The sequence below is a fragment of the Nocardioides sp. LHG3406-4 genome (genome assembly GCF_049897745.1).
Taxonomy (GTDB): domain Bacteria; phylum Actinomycetota; class Actinomycetes; order Propionibacteriales; family Nocardioidaceae; genus Nocardioides.
In genome coordinates this window covers 36,974-49,687 of the sequence record NZ_JAFCWV010000004.1, presented here as the reverse complement: position 1 = coordinate 49,687, position 12,714 = coordinate 36,974, and the positions used below count along the sequence as shown (strand labels likewise).

The following is a 12,714-nucleotide window of genomic DNA, read 5'->3' as shown; positions in this document are numbered from 1 at the left end:
ACAGAAACCCGACGAAAGGCTCGACCATGAAGCGCACCACGATCCGTACGGGCGGCTCCCTCGCCGTCCTCGCACTGACCCTGTCGCTCGGCCTCAGCGCCTGTGGTGGGGAAGACGACTCAGCAGCTGCCGCCGCCGACACCGAGAGCTCGGCCCCGGCGGAGGCCCCCTCGGAGGAGCCGATGGAGGAGAGCGCTCCTGCCGACGACGCCGGCGCGCAGACCTTCGGCGAGGGTTGCGCGGCCGTCCCGACCGACGGCCCCGCGTCCTTCAACGGCATGGCGACCGAGCCCGTGGCCAACGCGGCCTCGGCCAACCCGCTCCTCTCGACGCTCGTCACGGCCGTCACCAAGGCCGGCCTCGTCGACACGCTCAACTCGGCGGAGGACATCACCGTCTTCGCCCCGAGCAACGACGCGTTCGACAAGATCCCGGCCAAGGACCTCAAGGCCGTGCTCAAGGACAAGGCTCTGCTGACCCAGATCCTGACGCACCACGTCGTGGGTGGCGCGCTCACCACGGACACCCTGGCCGGCGAGCACGAGACCCTCAACAAGGACATGGTCACCGTCGAGGGCAGCGGTGACGCGTTCACCGTCGACGCGGGCGCCGGCACCATGGCCAACGTCATCTGCGGCAACATCCCCACGGCGAACGCCACGGTCTACATCGTCGACTCCGTCCTCATGCCCTCCTGACCAGGCAGAATGAATCGCATGAGCGGCCTCTCGTCCGTGCCGTCCGGTGACAGCTCATCGGACGGCACGGACGCGGCAGACCTCACGGAGCTGCTACGACGATCGTCGCTGGGCGACGAGGCAGCATTCGCCCGGCTGTACGACGCGGTCGCTGCCAGGGTCTACGGACTCGTGCTCAGGGTGGTGCGCGACCCGGCCCAGGCCCAGGAGGTCAGCCAGGAGATCTTCCTCGAGACCTGGCGGACCGCCGCCCGCTTCGACGCCGCACGGGGCAGCGCGATCTCGTGGATCCTCACGATCTCGCACCGCAAGGCGGTCGACCGGGTCAGGTCGGCCGAGGCCGCGAGCCGGCGAGACACGTCGTACCACCAGACCAGCCACACCGTCGCCCACGACACCACCGCCGAGTCGGCGGCGACCCTGATCGAGGGCCAGCGCGTCAGGCGGGCGATGTCGGACCTGACCGTCGCCCAGCGCACCGCGCTCGAGCTCGCATACTTCGGGGGATACACACACAGCGAGGTGGCCACGATGCTCGACCTGCCCCTGGGGACGGCGAAGACACGGATCCGGGACGGACTCATCAGGTTGCGCGACGCGATGGGGCGAGACGACGACCGACCCGGGGCGCCACCCGAGGGACCACACAGCGCACAACACAGCGCACAACACAGCGCACAACACAGCGCACAACACAGCGCACAACACAGGGCACCACACGATGGGAGCGGCTCATGAGTGACATCCACGCCCTCGTCGGCGCCTACGCCGTCGACGCGGTCGACGACCTGGAGCGGGCCCGCTTCGAGGAGCACCTCGCCGGCTGCGCCGACTGCCGTGCCGAGGTCGACGGCCTCCGGGCCGCCGCCGCCATGCTCGCCTCGGCGACCCCGGTCGAGCCTCCCCCCGAGATGCGTACGGCCGTCCTGGCCGGCATCTCCACGGTGCGTCCGCTGCCGCCCCTCGTCACCCGCCAGTCGCCCGCGAAGCGCCGGTGGGTGCCCTTTCTGGCAGCCGCCGCGGCGGTCCTGATCGCCGTCGGGCTCGGCGCGACCTGGCAGCCCTGGCGCGACGACGACACGTCGGTGACCCTCACCGCCGCCGACCGGGTGCTCCAGGCCCCCGACGCGGAGGAGGTCTCGGCCGAGGTGGCCGGCGCAGAGGCCACCCTCGTGCGTTCCAAGCGGGAGGGCCGAGCCGTCCTGGTCACCCGCGACATGCCAGCCGCTCCCGCCGGGAAGGTCTACGAGCTGTGGCTCCAGTCGCCCGAGGGCGTGATGGAACCCGCAGGCCTGATGCCCGACCGCGAGGACCAGACCGTGCTCCTCGAGGGCGATGCCTCCGACGCCGTGGGCGCCGGCATCACCGTCGAGCCCGACGGCGGGTCCCCGGAGCCCTCGACCGAGCCGGTCGTGCTGTTCAAGTTCGAGAAGGCCTGAGCGCGGCGCCGGCCGGGCCACTGGGCTCAGTCACCGTGCTCAATCACCGTGCTCAGTCACCGGGCCACTCGCCCGTCCACCGCTGGAAGACCCTGGCGCCGCCGCGCTGGATGAGCGCCTTCACCAGGTAGAAGATCGCGCCCTGCACGACGGCGGCGACCAGGATCTGACGCAGCCGGTACTCCGACTCCAGCGGCTTGGGCGGGTCCTCCCGGTCACCGGGAGCCGCGGCCCTCCACACCTGCTGGAAGACCTGGCCCGCGACCAGACCGCCGGCGAGGCTGCCAATCAGGCCCCACGGTCGATAGAGGATCTTGGCGGACTTGCTGCTGCGTGCTTCCTGTCGCATGGCGCCTCTCCTGGATTCCGGTGCTACTGGTGACGGCCGCGGGAGACGCGGAGCCGACGACCGCGTTCGACGTCCTCACGTTCCTTCTTCTCGGCCTTGTCGGTCTTGCGGGTGTCGCGAGGCGGCAGCTGGATCGTCTCCTCGGCCGCGATGCCGGCCTGCAGCTGCCTGCCCCGCTCGAGCTCGGCGTCGAGCTCGGCGCCGAAGAGGAGGGCGAGGTTGGTGATCCACAGCCACAGGAGGAACGCGATGACGCCCGCCAGCGAACCGTAGGTCCGGTCGTAGCTCGAGAAGTTCGAGACGTAGAACCCGAAGGCCGCCGACGCGACCACCCAGACGAGGATCGCCACGAAGGCCCCGACGCTGATCCAGCGGAACCTCGGCTGCCGGACGTTGGGCGTGGCGTAGTAGAGCAGCGCGACGATCAGGACGACGACCACGAGCAGCACCGGCCACTTCGCGATGTTCCACACCGTCACGACGCTCGAGCCGAGCCCGAGCGCGTCGCCCACGGCCCGCGCTGCCGGGCCGGTCAGGACTAGGCCCAGGGCCACGACCGCGACCAGCACGACGGTGATCAGCGTGACCAGCAGCATGACCGGCCGCAGCTTCCAGATCGGCCGGCCCTCGCCGACCTCGTAGATCCGGTTCATGCCGCGGCCGAAGGCGCCGACGTACCCGGAGGCGGACCACAGGGCGACCGCCAGGCCGATCACCAGCGCGACGCCGGCACCCTGGGTCGTCGCGAGCTCGTCGAGCGTCGGCTGCAACGTGTCTGCCGCCGACGACGCGCCGATGTCGCGCAGGATCTGGAGCAGCGTGTCGACCGTCTGCTGTCCTTGGCCCACGAGCCCGACCAGCGACAAGATGGCGATGGCGGCCGGGAACAATGCGAGGACGGCGTAGTAGGTGAGCGCCGCCGCGAGGTCGGTGCACTCGTCGGCGGAGTACTCCCGCACCGTCCTGCGCAGGACGTAGAGCCAGGACGGCTTCTTGATGTCCGTCGGCGACCCCGGCTTGGACGGCGCGTCCGGCTCCGGCGCCGTCCGGGACTTCTCCGCCGTGGTGGAGGCGGCGGTGGCGGTCGACTCCTGCGCGCCCTCCTCGGGGCGGTCGGCATCGGAGGACCCGGAGCCGAAGGGCAGCTTCATCGTCGCGTCCGCCACCAGACGGCGAGAGCCACCAGGGCCGCGGCGGCGACGGCACCGGCGATCACGGGGGGAGTCGGCCGGCCCTCGGCGTCGGTGGCCCGGGCACGCAACTCCTGGACCCGCAGGGTCGCATCGTGCCTGGTCTGCTCCACCCGCCCCTTGATGCGGGACTTCACGTCGAGGCGGTCGGTGAGCTCGTCGACGGTCGCCGCGAGCTGCTCGCGGGTGCGGGCGATATCGGTCTCGATCGCATCGACCTCGAGCTCGTGCTTCCCGGGCTCGCCACCGCGGTCGGTGCCTGAAGGATCGCTCATCGCTCTCGTGCCTCCTTGACTGCCTGGACGTCCTGCTTGACGCTCGCCACGGTCTCCGTCGGGCTCGCTGGGGTGGCCTCCTGGACCTGACTCCTGCCCAGGAGCGCGGCGACGCCGGCCACGATGAAGAGGACGACGGCGACGATCAGCGCCGCCAGCCACGCATCCAGGACGAGGGAGAGCGCCAAGATCGCGGTGGCGATGAGCGCGCCGACGCCGTACAGCGCGATGACTCCCGCGCCGCCGAAGAGACCGGCGCCCAAGCCGGCGTGCTTCGCCTTGCTGGTCATCTCGACCTTCGCGAGCTGGAGCTCACCGCGCACCAGCTCGGACAGCTCCTCGGACAGGCGAGAGACGAGCTGGCCGGTCGTGGCGGCCGAGGCGTCCGGCAGCGCCGCGGTCGAGCGGGTGGCCCCTGTCGAGGGTTCGATGGGCCTGTTGTCGAAGTCTGGGCTGTCGGTCACGAGGGCTCCTTCCCGGGATGCGGTGCCTTCGGTGGCGGGGGGCGCATCGAGTCCGTATCCGTACCGGTGCCCAAAGCCCGCGACCTCATGCTGCGCTCGGCTCGTGCCCGTGACCGGCTCGGCGTAATGTCGAGCGCTAGCGCGACGAGAGGAGCAGCGATGCGGCACGAGGAGGATCAGTCGGTCGCCACCGATGACGGGATGGGTGTCAGCAGCGAGCGGGTCGGCCCCACCGGACACGGTCACCTGGGCACCACCGGGGTGCGCGACACCTCGCACACTCCGCCGCCCACGGACGCACCGCCGGAGCAGGCTCGGGGCGGTCAGGAGGAGAACCCGGACGGCCTGGCGCCCAAGGCCGACCGCCCCACGCTCGACCCGGGGCCGGGTGAGGGCGATGAGTGAGTACGGCGCGGAGGCGGGCCAGGACGACCCCGTCGCCGACGGTCTGCCCGCCGGCGAGCACGTGGCCGACGAGACGGTGACGTCGCCCGACACGGGCAGTCGCTACGCGCCCGACGGCGACACGGAGTGGACGCTCGAGGACGAGTCCAACCAGGACGACGACGCCGTGGTCGACGACTTCTCGGACCCGCTGCGACCCTGATCCGGCATGGACGCAGTGCGGTCCGCGTTCGCGGCCATGCCCAGGGCCGGCTTCCTGCCTGACGACGTTCGCCGGCGGCAGGACTACGACGGCCCGCTCGACATCGGTCGCGGCCAGACCAACTCCCAGCCGCGCACCGTCGAGGACATGCTTCGCCTCCTCGACGTGCGCACGGGTCAGCGCGTGCTCGACGTGGGGGCCGGCTCGGGCTGGACGACGGCTCTGCTCGCGTACCTGGTGGGTCCGACCGGCTCGGTGGTCGGGGTCGAGCTGGAGCCTGACCTCGTCGAGTTCGGGGCGGCCAACCTCGCCGCCACCGACCAGCCGTGGGCCTCGATCGAGCGGGCCGCACCCGGCGCCCTCGGCGCGCCCGACCGGACGCCGTACGACCGGATCCTGGTGTCCGCCGAGGCCGGCCAACTGCCGGCGGAGCTGGTCGACCAGCTGGCCGACGGCGGCCTGATGGTGATCCCCGTCGGCGGGGTCATGCAGCGGGTCCGCCGCGACGGTGACGACGTCGACGTGACCGAGCACGGCCGCTACCGCTTCGTTCCGCTGCGGACCTCCTCCTCTTAGTCTGTCGGCATGATCACTGCTGGGTTCACTGCTGGCCAGATCAACCTCTTCGCCGACGAGGTGCAGCCGAGCGTCGACTTCTACACGCAGGCCTGTGGCTTCACCGAGACGTTCCGCACCCCCGAGGACGGCCCGCCGGACCACGTCGAGATGACGCTCGGCGGCCTCAAGCTCGGGGTGGCCCGCAGGGCCGCGGGTGCCGCGATGCACGGGCTCGACCTCGTCGCCGGCCCCGCGCAGTGCGACGTGACGCTGTGGTGCGCCGACGCGGACGCGGCGTACGCCGGGCTCGTCGGCTGGGGCGCGACACCGGTCCGCGAGCCCCACGACTTCGGCAGCAACCGGGCCGGCTGGCTCCGGGACCCTGCCGGACACCTGGTCTCCGTGGTGGCGAAGACGTCCTGACGACGCTTTGAAGAAGACGCACCTACACCGGGCTCAGCCGGGTCGCGGCACCTGCTCGACGAGCCGCGCGGGCGCCTGCAGGCAGTAGGAGTCGGTGAGCAGCTCCGCCAGCTCCTCCCAGTCGGTGCCGTCGTCGAGCAGCAGGCCGACCACGTTGCGTCCCCAGGAGCCACGGAAGTACGGCGGCCCGAGGTGCTCGAAGGCCATCATCTCGTCGAGCTCGGCGCGGAAGGTGATCCGGAAGAGCTGGTCCTCGCCGCCGAAGACGTGCGCCACCGTGGCCGAGCCCACCCGCCAGCGGAGGCCCACCCAGGCATCCTCCTGGCGGCACTCGGGCAGGGCGGACAGGATCGCGTCGATGCTCCGCAGCATCTGCACCGGCACTGCGGGTCTCTCGGCCACGCGGCCAGCCTGTCACGCCCCACCGACAGCCGCTCGGTGGAAACCCACGTGCGTCACCGCTGTCGGGTGGCGTTGGATCGGGGGCATGGCGATCACCCTGCAGACCGCGACCGTTGCCGTGCTGGACGAGGTCGTCGAGGCAGTGGCGTCCTGGCAACGGGAGGGCGGGCCGGTCCAGCTTCACCCGGGTGACCTCGGGTGGAACCAGCGGCTGGGCGCGGAGGAGCTCGCCGGGGTCGTTCGGGTATGGCGTCGTGACGGCCGGATCGTGGCTGTCGGCCTCGTCGAGGACGCGGGGTTGATCCGGATGGGCATCGCACCGGATGTCGACCGGGACGGGACGTTCGCCGCCCGGCTCCTGGCCGACCTGTCTGACCCGGCGCACGGGGTGCTGCCCGCCCGCAGCGCGAGCGTCGAGGCCCGGTCCGGGACTGCCTTCCGAGAGCTCCTCGACCAGAGCGGATGGGTGCCGGACGAGCCGTGGACGCCACTGCGTCGTGACCTCACCGACGAGGTGGAGGACTCCGGCCTCCGGGTCGAGGTCGTCGACGCGGACCGCGCACCAGCACGGGTGGCCGTGCAGCGGGCGGCCTTCCCCAGCTCGACGTTCACCCTCGAGCGCTGGCAGGCGATGGCCGCCAGCTCGGCCTACCGCCGGGCCCGGTGCCTGGTCGGCTACGACGCGCACGCGGACCCGGTCGCCGTGGTGACGGTCTGGTCCGCCGGGCGCGGCCGACCGGGCCTGCTCGAGCCACTGGGTGTTCACCGGGACCATCGGGGTCACGGGTACGGCACGGCCATCTCGCTCGCGGCGGCCGCCGCCCTGCGAGAGATGGGCGCGTCCAGCGCGACCGTCTGCACGCCGAGCAGCAACGTCGGCGCCGTCGCGGCCTACGCCTCGGCCGGCTTTCGCGACCTCGGCGAGGTCACCGACTTCCGCCGGCTGGGATGACACCGTCGGCTACTGAGCGCGCACCAGCGTGGCAGGTCAGGGCAGGGGCACCGGCGCGAACAGGCTTCGGGTGAACCACGTGGGCAGCGCCTTCACCAGCGGCCGCGGCCCCGCGACGACCAGCTCGCCGGCGCGCACCGCGGACATCAGGTCGACCCGGCCCATCCAGTAGTCGACCATAGTCTTGATGTGCCCGGCGACCATCACGTCGACGTCGTGGCCGGGATCGGTGAGGCACAGGTCGACCGTCGGAGCCTCCAGCACCAGCCAGAAGTGGCTCTTCCGATCGGTCGAGCCCTGCAGGTGGAAGTGCACCACCACGCGTTCCTCGGGGAGCGCGGAGACGTCGACGTTGCGGTGGATGTCCCACATGAGCAGCGACGCGTCGTACTTCTTGGCGACCACGTCGCCGCGCGCCCAGCGCTGTCCCCAGACACCGAGCGACTCGATGACGGTGCGCAGCTCCTCGCCGGCCGGGGTGAGCAGGTAGTCGTTGCCGCGCCGCTCCACGACGCCCACCCGTTCGAGGGTCTTGAGGCGTTTGGACAGCAGCGCGGGCGACATGAGCGGGACCCCGCGACGGAGGTCGTTGAACCGGGTGCTGCCACACAGCAGCTCGCGCACGACGAGCGGTGTCCAGCGCTCGGTCAGCACTTCGGAGGCCATGGCCACCGGGCAGAACTGTCCGTACGTCGTCATCTCCAGACGGTAGGTCCGATATGGGATCTGTACTAGTACAGATCCGATACTCGCGGATCCGCCGTTCCGGCCCGACCGTGGATACACAGACCAGATCCACGGAGGAGAACGCTCATGTCGACACTCGTCGCCTCACCCACCGAGGCCCTCGCCGCCGACTTCGCCGGCGAGCTCATCGACCGAGACCACCCGTCGTACGACGCGGCGCGGCAGGTCTGGAACGGCGACATCCAGCGCCGGCCCGTCCTGATCGCGCGCTGCCGGGGAGCGGCCGACGTGGCCGCCGCCGTCCGGATCGCCCGCCAGCAGGGGCTCCCGGCCTCGGTCCGGGGCGGTGGCCACGCGGTCGCCGGCCACGCCGTCATCGACGACGGCCTCGTCGTCGACCTGTCCGCCATGAGCGGCACCCGGGTCGACCCGGCGGCGCGCACCATCCAGGTCGAGGGCGGCTGCCTCAACGCCGACGTCGACCGCGAGAGCCAGGCGTTCGGCCTGGCCGTCACCGGCGGCTTCGTCAGCCACACCGGGGTCGCCGGCCTGACGCTCGGCGGCGGCATCGGCCACCTGATGCGGAAGTTCGGGCTGGCCATCGACGCACTCCGCTCGTGCGACATCGTCACCGCCGACGGCGAGCGCCTCACCGCCAGCGCGGACGAGAACCCCGACCTCTTCTGGGGCCTGCGCGGGGGCGGCGGCAACTTCGGCGTCGTCACCAGCTTCACCTTCGACCTGCAGCCGCTCGGCCCGAGCATCCTGGCCGGCCTGATCGCGTGGCCCGCCGACCAGGCACCCACGGTGCTGGCCTTCCTGCGCGACTTCATCGCCGACGCGCCCGACGAGCTCGGCCTGATGGCCAACCTGCGGCTCGCGCCACCGCTCCCGGTCTTCCCCGAGAGCGTCCACGGCAAGCCGATCATCGGGATGGTCGTCACCTGGGCGGGTGCGATCGAGGAGGGCGAGGAGGTGCTGCGCCCGCTGCGCGCACTGGGCACGCCGGTCGTCGACTCCGTCACCACCAAGGCCTACACGGCGCACCAGAAGATGCTCGACCCGGCGGTGCCGCACGGCCGGCACTACTACTGGAAGTCGCACCGGCTCGGCCCGCTCACCGACGAGGTCATCTCGGTGATCTGCGCCAACCTGGAGAAGATCAGCTCGCCGATGTCGTCGGTGCCGATCTTCAGCTTCGGCGGCGCCATGGCGCGGGTGCCCGACGACGCCACCGCGTTCCCCCACCGCGACGCCTCCCACGACATCAACATCGTGGCCTCCTGGCTGCCCGAGCAGGCCGGGGAGGCCGACCGGCACCGGGCATGGGTGCGCGGCTTCTTCGACGAGCTCGCTCCGCACAGCCGCGGCGTCTACGTGAACTTCACCAGCGACGACGCCCACCATCGGGTGCGCGAGGCCTACAGCCCGGCCCAGTGGACCAGGCTGACGGCGCTCAAGGCGGCGTACGACCCGACCAACTTCTTCAACCAGAACGCCAACATCCCGCCTCAGTAGGACTTGGGCAGGCCGAGGGAGTGCATCGCGACGTAGTTGAGGATCATCTCGCGGCTCACCGGGGCGATCCGGCCGGCGCGGGTGGCGACCAGCAGGCCGGCCATGCCGTACTCCTGGGTGATGCCGTTGCCACCGTGCGCCTGCACGGCACGGTCCGCGGCGTCGCAGGCGGCCTCGGCGGCGGCGTACTTGGCCATGTTGGCCGCCTCTCCCGCCGCCAGGTCGTCGCCGGCGTCGTAGAGGGCGGCGGCCTTCTGCGTCATCAGCCGGGCCAGCTCGATCTCGATGTGGCTCTGGGCCAGCGGGTGCGCGATGGCCTGGTGGGCGCCGATGGGAGTCTTGAAGACCACCCGCTCCTTCGCGTACGCCGCGGCCCGGTCGAGCGCGAACCGCGCCAGGCCGGTGGAGAAGGAGGCCGCCATGATCCGCTCCGGGTTGAGCCCCGCGAAGAGCTGCACGAGCCCGGCGTCCCCGACATTCATGGGGTCGCCGACGAGCGCGTGGGCCGGCAGCCGCACGTCGTCGAGGAACACCTGGAACTGCAGCTCCGGCGACACGATCTCCATCGGGATCGGCCGCGCCTCGAAGCCCTCGGCGTGGGTCGGCACCACGAACAGGCACGGCTTGAGCCTGCCGGTCCGCGCGTCCTCGGTGCGGGCCACGACGAGCACGTGGTCGGCCTCGTCGACCCCGGAGATGTAGATCTTGCGCCCGGTCAGCAGCCACTCGTCGCCGTCGCGCCGGGCCGTCGTGGTGATGTTGTGGGAGTTGGTGCCGGCGTCGGGCTCGGTGATCGCGAAGGCCATGGTGCCGGTGCCGTCGGCGATGCCGGGCAGCCACCTCCGCTTCTGCTCGTCGGTGCCGTAGCGGGCGATGATCGTGCCGCAGATCGCGGGGCTGACGACCATCAGCAGCAGCGGGCAGCCCTGCGCCGCGAGCTCCTCGCAGACCGCGGCGGTGTCGCCGATGCCGCCGCCACCCCCGCCGTACTCCTCGGGGAGGTTGATGCCGAGGTAGCCGTGGCGGGCGATCTCCTGCCACAGCTCGGTCGTCTTCTCGCCCGCGCGGGCCCGCTCGGTGAACCACTCGCGGCCGTAGGTGCCGGCCAGCTTGGCCACCTGCCTGCGCAGCTCGCGACGCTCGTCGGACTCGGTGTAGGTGGTCATGGGTGCTCCTCCACGATCGCTAGGACGTCGCCCGCGGCCACCTGCGCGCCCGGCTCGACGTTGATCTCGGTGACCGTGCCGTCGGTCGGCGCGCTCACCGGGTGCTGCATCTTCATGGCTTCCAGGACGAGTACGACGTCGCCCGCGGCGACGCTCGAACCCGGCTCGAGCACCACCTTCACGACGGTGCCCGGCATCGGCGCCAGCAAGGACCCGCTGGCCACCGCGTCGGCGGGGTCGGTGAACCGTGGCAGCGGCCTGAGTCGCTGCCGCACCACGGCGTCGTCGTCGAGGAACACCTGGCCGCTGACGGGATCGATGTGCACGTCGATGGACTGGCGGTAGCCGCCGCGCTCGATGACGACCTGCGTCGGGGTGGCCACCAGCACGCGCAGGTCCTCGAGCTCCGGGTGGCGGTAGCCGTCGCGACCGGCGTACCACTCGGCCGTGACGGGCTCGTCGATGCCGTCGACGGCGAAGACGGTGCGGTGCGGCTGGGAGGGCACGTTGCGCCAGCCGACCGGGATGCCGCGCTGCACCGTCCGGCGCTCGGCGTCGCGGGCGGCCAGGGCGACGGCCGCGACGAACGGGGCGAGCTCCGGGTCGCCGCTCGGCGCGAGGTCGCGGAACTCCGTGACGAGCCGCCGCTCCAGGAGGCTTGTGGTCATCGCGCCGGTCGCGACGTCGCGATCCTGGAGCACGGCGTCGAGGAGGTCGCGGTTGGTGCTGACCCCGTGCAGCCGTGACCGGCGCAGGGCTCCCCGCAGGGCGCGCAGGGCCGAGAGGCGGTCGGGGCCCCAGCTGACGACCTTGGCCAGCATGGCGTCGTAGTGGGTGCCGATCTCGTCGCCGGACGTGAACCCGGCGTCCACCCGGATGCCGTGGCGGGACAGCAGCCCAAGCTCGGTGTCGGCGGGGATCTCGAAGCGCGCCAGCCGCCCCGCCGTCGGCTGCCAGTCGGCCGCCGGGTCCTCGGCGTAGAGGCGCACCTCGACGGCGTGACCGGAAGGGGCCGGCGCACCGCCGGGCAGGATCTCGGCCAGCGTCCGGCCCTCGGCGACCGCGATCTGCGCCGCCACCAGATCGACGCCGGTGACGCACTCGGTGACCGGGTGCTCGACCTGCAGCCGGGTGTTCATCTCGAGGAAGAAGAACCGCCCCGACGCCGCGTCGTACAGGAACTCGACGGTGCCGGCGTTGGTGTAGCCGACCGCGTGGGCGGCCGCGAGCGCGGCGGCGTGCATCTCCGCCCGCACGTCGTCGGCGAGCCCGGGCGCGGGCGCCTCCTCCATCACCTTCTGATGACGCCGCTGGAGCGAGCAGTCGCGGTCGCCGAGCGCGACGGCGTTGCCGTGCTGGTCGCAGAGCACCTGCACCTCGACGTGCCGGCCCCGCTCGACGTAGGGCTCGACGAAGACGGTCCCGTCCCCGAACGCCGACGCGGCCTCCGCCCTGGCCGCCGCGATCTCGGCCGGCAGCGATTCGAGGGTGCGTACGAGGCGCATCCCGCGTCCGCCGCCCCCCGCGCTCGCCTTCACCAGCAGCGGCAGGTCGGCCTCGGTGGCCGACTCGGGGGCGAGGTCGTCGAGCACCGGCACCCCCGCCGCGCGCATCAGCTCCTTGGCGCGGACCTTCGACCCCATCGCCTCGATCGCCTCCGGCGGCGGACCGATCCAGACGAGACCGCCGTCGATCACGGCGCGCGCGAAGTCGGCGCTCTCGCTGAGGAACCCGTAGCCGGGATGGACCGCCTGCCCGCCGGAGCCGCGCACCAGGCGCACGATCCGCTCACCCTGCAGGTAGGTCTCCGCCGGCGTCACGCCCGGCAGCCGGGCCGAGTAGTCGGCCTCGGCGACGAAGGGCAGGTCGGCGTCCGCGTCGGAGAAGACCGCCATCGTCTCGATGCCCAGCCGGCGGCAGGTGGCGAAGACCCGCCGGGCGATCTCGCCACGGTTGGCCACGGCCACCAGCTGGATCTGGATCATC

At 72.0% G+C, this 12,714-nt stretch carries 17 protein-coding genes; 9 read left to right on the top strand and 8 right to left on the bottom strand.

Features of this window, described 5'->3' with window-relative positions; translation table 11 throughout:
• Nucleotides 1-26 precede the first annotated feature (26 nt).
• The 3 genes from ACP7BP_RS14505 to ACP7BP_RS14495 are packed head-to-tail and all read left to right on the top strand — an operon-like array spanning nt 27 to nt 2,137.
• Complete coding sequence (locus ACP7BP_RS14505; protein WP_426245527.1) at nt 27-698, top strand: fasciclin domain-containing protein; 672 nt, start codon at nt 27-29, stop codon at nt 696-698.
• Nucleotides 699-716: 18 nt separating this feature from the next.
• Nucleotides 717-1,436 (top strand): ECF RNA polymerase sigma factor SigK, encoded by a 720-nt coding sequence (sigK, locus tag ACP7BP_RS14500; RefSeq protein ID WP_426245525.1) that lies wholly within the window; start codon nt 717-719, stop codon nt 1,434-1,436.
• Nucleotides 1,433-2,137 carry an anti-sigma factor gene (locus tag ACP7BP_RS14495; protein ID WP_426245524.1) on the top strand — a complete coding sequence of 235 codons (705 nt, stop codon included), beginning with the start codon at nt 1,433-1,435 and terminating at the stop codon, nt 2,135-2,137. The genes sigK and ACP7BP_RS14495 overlap by 4 nt, the downstream gene beginning before the upstream one ends.
• Nucleotides 2,138-2,189: 52 nt before the next feature.
• Here ACP7BP_RS14495 and ACP7BP_RS14490 read toward each other — a convergent pair whose 3' ends face one another.
• The 4 genes from ACP7BP_RS14490 to ACP7BP_RS14475 are packed head-to-tail and all read right to left on the bottom strand — an operon-like array spanning nt 2,190 to nt 4,415.
• Nucleotides 2,190-2,486: a DUF4235 domain-containing protein gene (locus ACP7BP_RS14490; RefSeq protein ID WP_426245523.1), complete on the bottom strand. Its 297-nt coding sequence runs from the start codon at nt 2,484-2,486 to the stop codon at nt 2,190-2,192.
• 23 nt (nt 2,487-2,509) lie between these two features.
• Nucleotides 2,510-3,637 (bottom strand): YihY/virulence factor BrkB family protein, encoded by a 1,128-nt coding sequence (locus ACP7BP_RS14485; protein WP_426245522.1) that lies wholly within the window; start codon nt 3,635-3,637, stop codon nt 2,510-2,512.
• On the bottom strand, nt 3,634-3,951 hold the full coding sequence (locus ACP7BP_RS14480; protein ID WP_426245520.1) for a DUF3618 domain-containing protein: 318 nt from the start codon (nt 3,949-3,951) through the stop codon (nt 3,634-3,636). Before ACP7BP_RS14480 ends, ACP7BP_RS14485 begins: the two co-directional genes overlap by 4 nt.
• On the bottom strand, nt 3,948-4,415 hold the full coding sequence (locus ACP7BP_RS14475; protein ID WP_426245518.1) for a phage holin family protein: 468 nt from the start codon (nt 4,413-4,415) through the stop codon (nt 3,948-3,950). Before ACP7BP_RS14475 ends, ACP7BP_RS14480 begins: the two co-directional genes overlap by 4 nt.
• A 159-nt stretch (nt 4,416-4,574) precedes the next feature.
• Here ACP7BP_RS14475 and ACP7BP_RS14470 point away from each other — a divergent pair, with 159 nt between their 5' ends.
• From ACP7BP_RS14470 to ACP7BP_RS14455, 4 genes are read left to right on the top strand one after another with little or no spacing between them, the layout of a single operon-like run.
• Nucleotides 4,575-4,820: a hypothetical protein gene (locus tag ACP7BP_RS14470; RefSeq protein WP_426245516.1), complete on the top strand. Its 246-nt coding sequence runs from the start codon at nt 4,575-4,577 to the stop codon at nt 4,818-4,820.
• Entirely contained in the window at nt 4,813-5,022 is a 210-nt protein-coding gene (locus tag ACP7BP_RS14465) for a hypothetical protein (RefSeq protein ID WP_426245514.1), read from the top strand. The genes ACP7BP_RS14470 and ACP7BP_RS14465 overlap by 8 nt, the downstream gene beginning before the upstream one ends.
• A gap of 6 nt (nt 5,023-5,028) precedes the next feature.
• Entirely contained in the window at nt 5,029-5,598 is a 570-nt protein-coding gene (locus ACP7BP_RS14460) for a protein-L-isoaspartate O-methyltransferase family protein (protein WP_426245513.1), read from the top strand.
• Nucleotides 5,599-5,607: 9 nt separating this feature from the next.
• Nucleotides 5,608-6,003, top strand: coding sequence for a VOC family protein (locus ACP7BP_RS14455; RefSeq protein ID WP_426245512.1), 396 nt, complete (start codon nt 5,608-5,610; stop codon nt 6,001-6,003).
• 33 nt (nt 6,004-6,036) lie between these two features.
• On the opposite strand, the gene ACP7BP_RS14450 is transcribed toward ACP7BP_RS14455, so the two are convergent.
• Nucleotides 6,037-6,405, bottom strand: coding sequence for an MmcQ/YjbR family DNA-binding protein (locus ACP7BP_RS14450; protein ID WP_426245511.1), 369 nt, complete (start codon nt 6,403-6,405; stop codon nt 6,037-6,039).
• 85 nt (nt 6,406-6,490) lie between these two features.
• Here ACP7BP_RS14450 and ACP7BP_RS14445 point away from each other — a divergent pair, with 85 nt between their 5' ends.
• Nucleotides 6,491-7,357: a GNAT family N-acetyltransferase gene (locus tag ACP7BP_RS14445; protein ID WP_426245509.1), complete on the top strand. Its 867-nt coding sequence runs from the start codon at nt 6,491-6,493 to the stop codon at nt 7,355-7,357.
• Between the two features lie 36 nt (nt 7,358-7,393).
• Here ACP7BP_RS14445 and ACP7BP_RS14440 read toward each other — a convergent pair whose 3' ends face one another.
• Nucleotides 7,394-8,056, bottom strand: coding sequence for a winged helix-turn-helix transcriptional regulator (locus ACP7BP_RS14440; RefSeq protein ID WP_426245507.1), 663 nt, complete (start codon nt 8,054-8,056; stop codon nt 7,394-7,396).
• A 114-nt stretch (nt 8,057-8,170) separates the two neighbouring features.
• On the opposite strand from ACP7BP_RS14440, the gene ACP7BP_RS14435 reads away from it, so the two are divergent.
• The gene (locus ACP7BP_RS14435; protein ID WP_426245506.1) at nt 8,171-9,562 is read left to right on the top strand and encodes an FAD-binding oxidoreductase; all 1,392 of its coding nucleotides are present in this window, start codon (nt 8,171-8,173) and stop codon (nt 9,560-9,562) included.
• Here the strand turns inward: ACP7BP_RS14435 and ACP7BP_RS14430 are convergent.
• Entirely contained in the window at nt 9,556-10,728 is a 1,173-nt protein-coding gene (locus ACP7BP_RS14430; RefSeq protein WP_426245505.1) for an acyl-CoA dehydrogenase family protein, read from the bottom strand. The two genes, ACP7BP_RS14435 and ACP7BP_RS14430, sit on opposite strands and share 7 nt — an antisense overlap.
• Entirely contained in the window at nt 10,725-12,713 is a 1,989-nt protein-coding gene (locus ACP7BP_RS14425; RefSeq protein ID WP_426245504.1) for an acetyl/propionyl/methylcrotonyl-CoA carboxylase subunit alpha, read from the bottom strand. Before ACP7BP_RS14425 ends, ACP7BP_RS14430 begins: the two co-directional genes overlap by 4 nt.
• Nucleotide 12,714 lies beyond the last annotated feature (1 nt).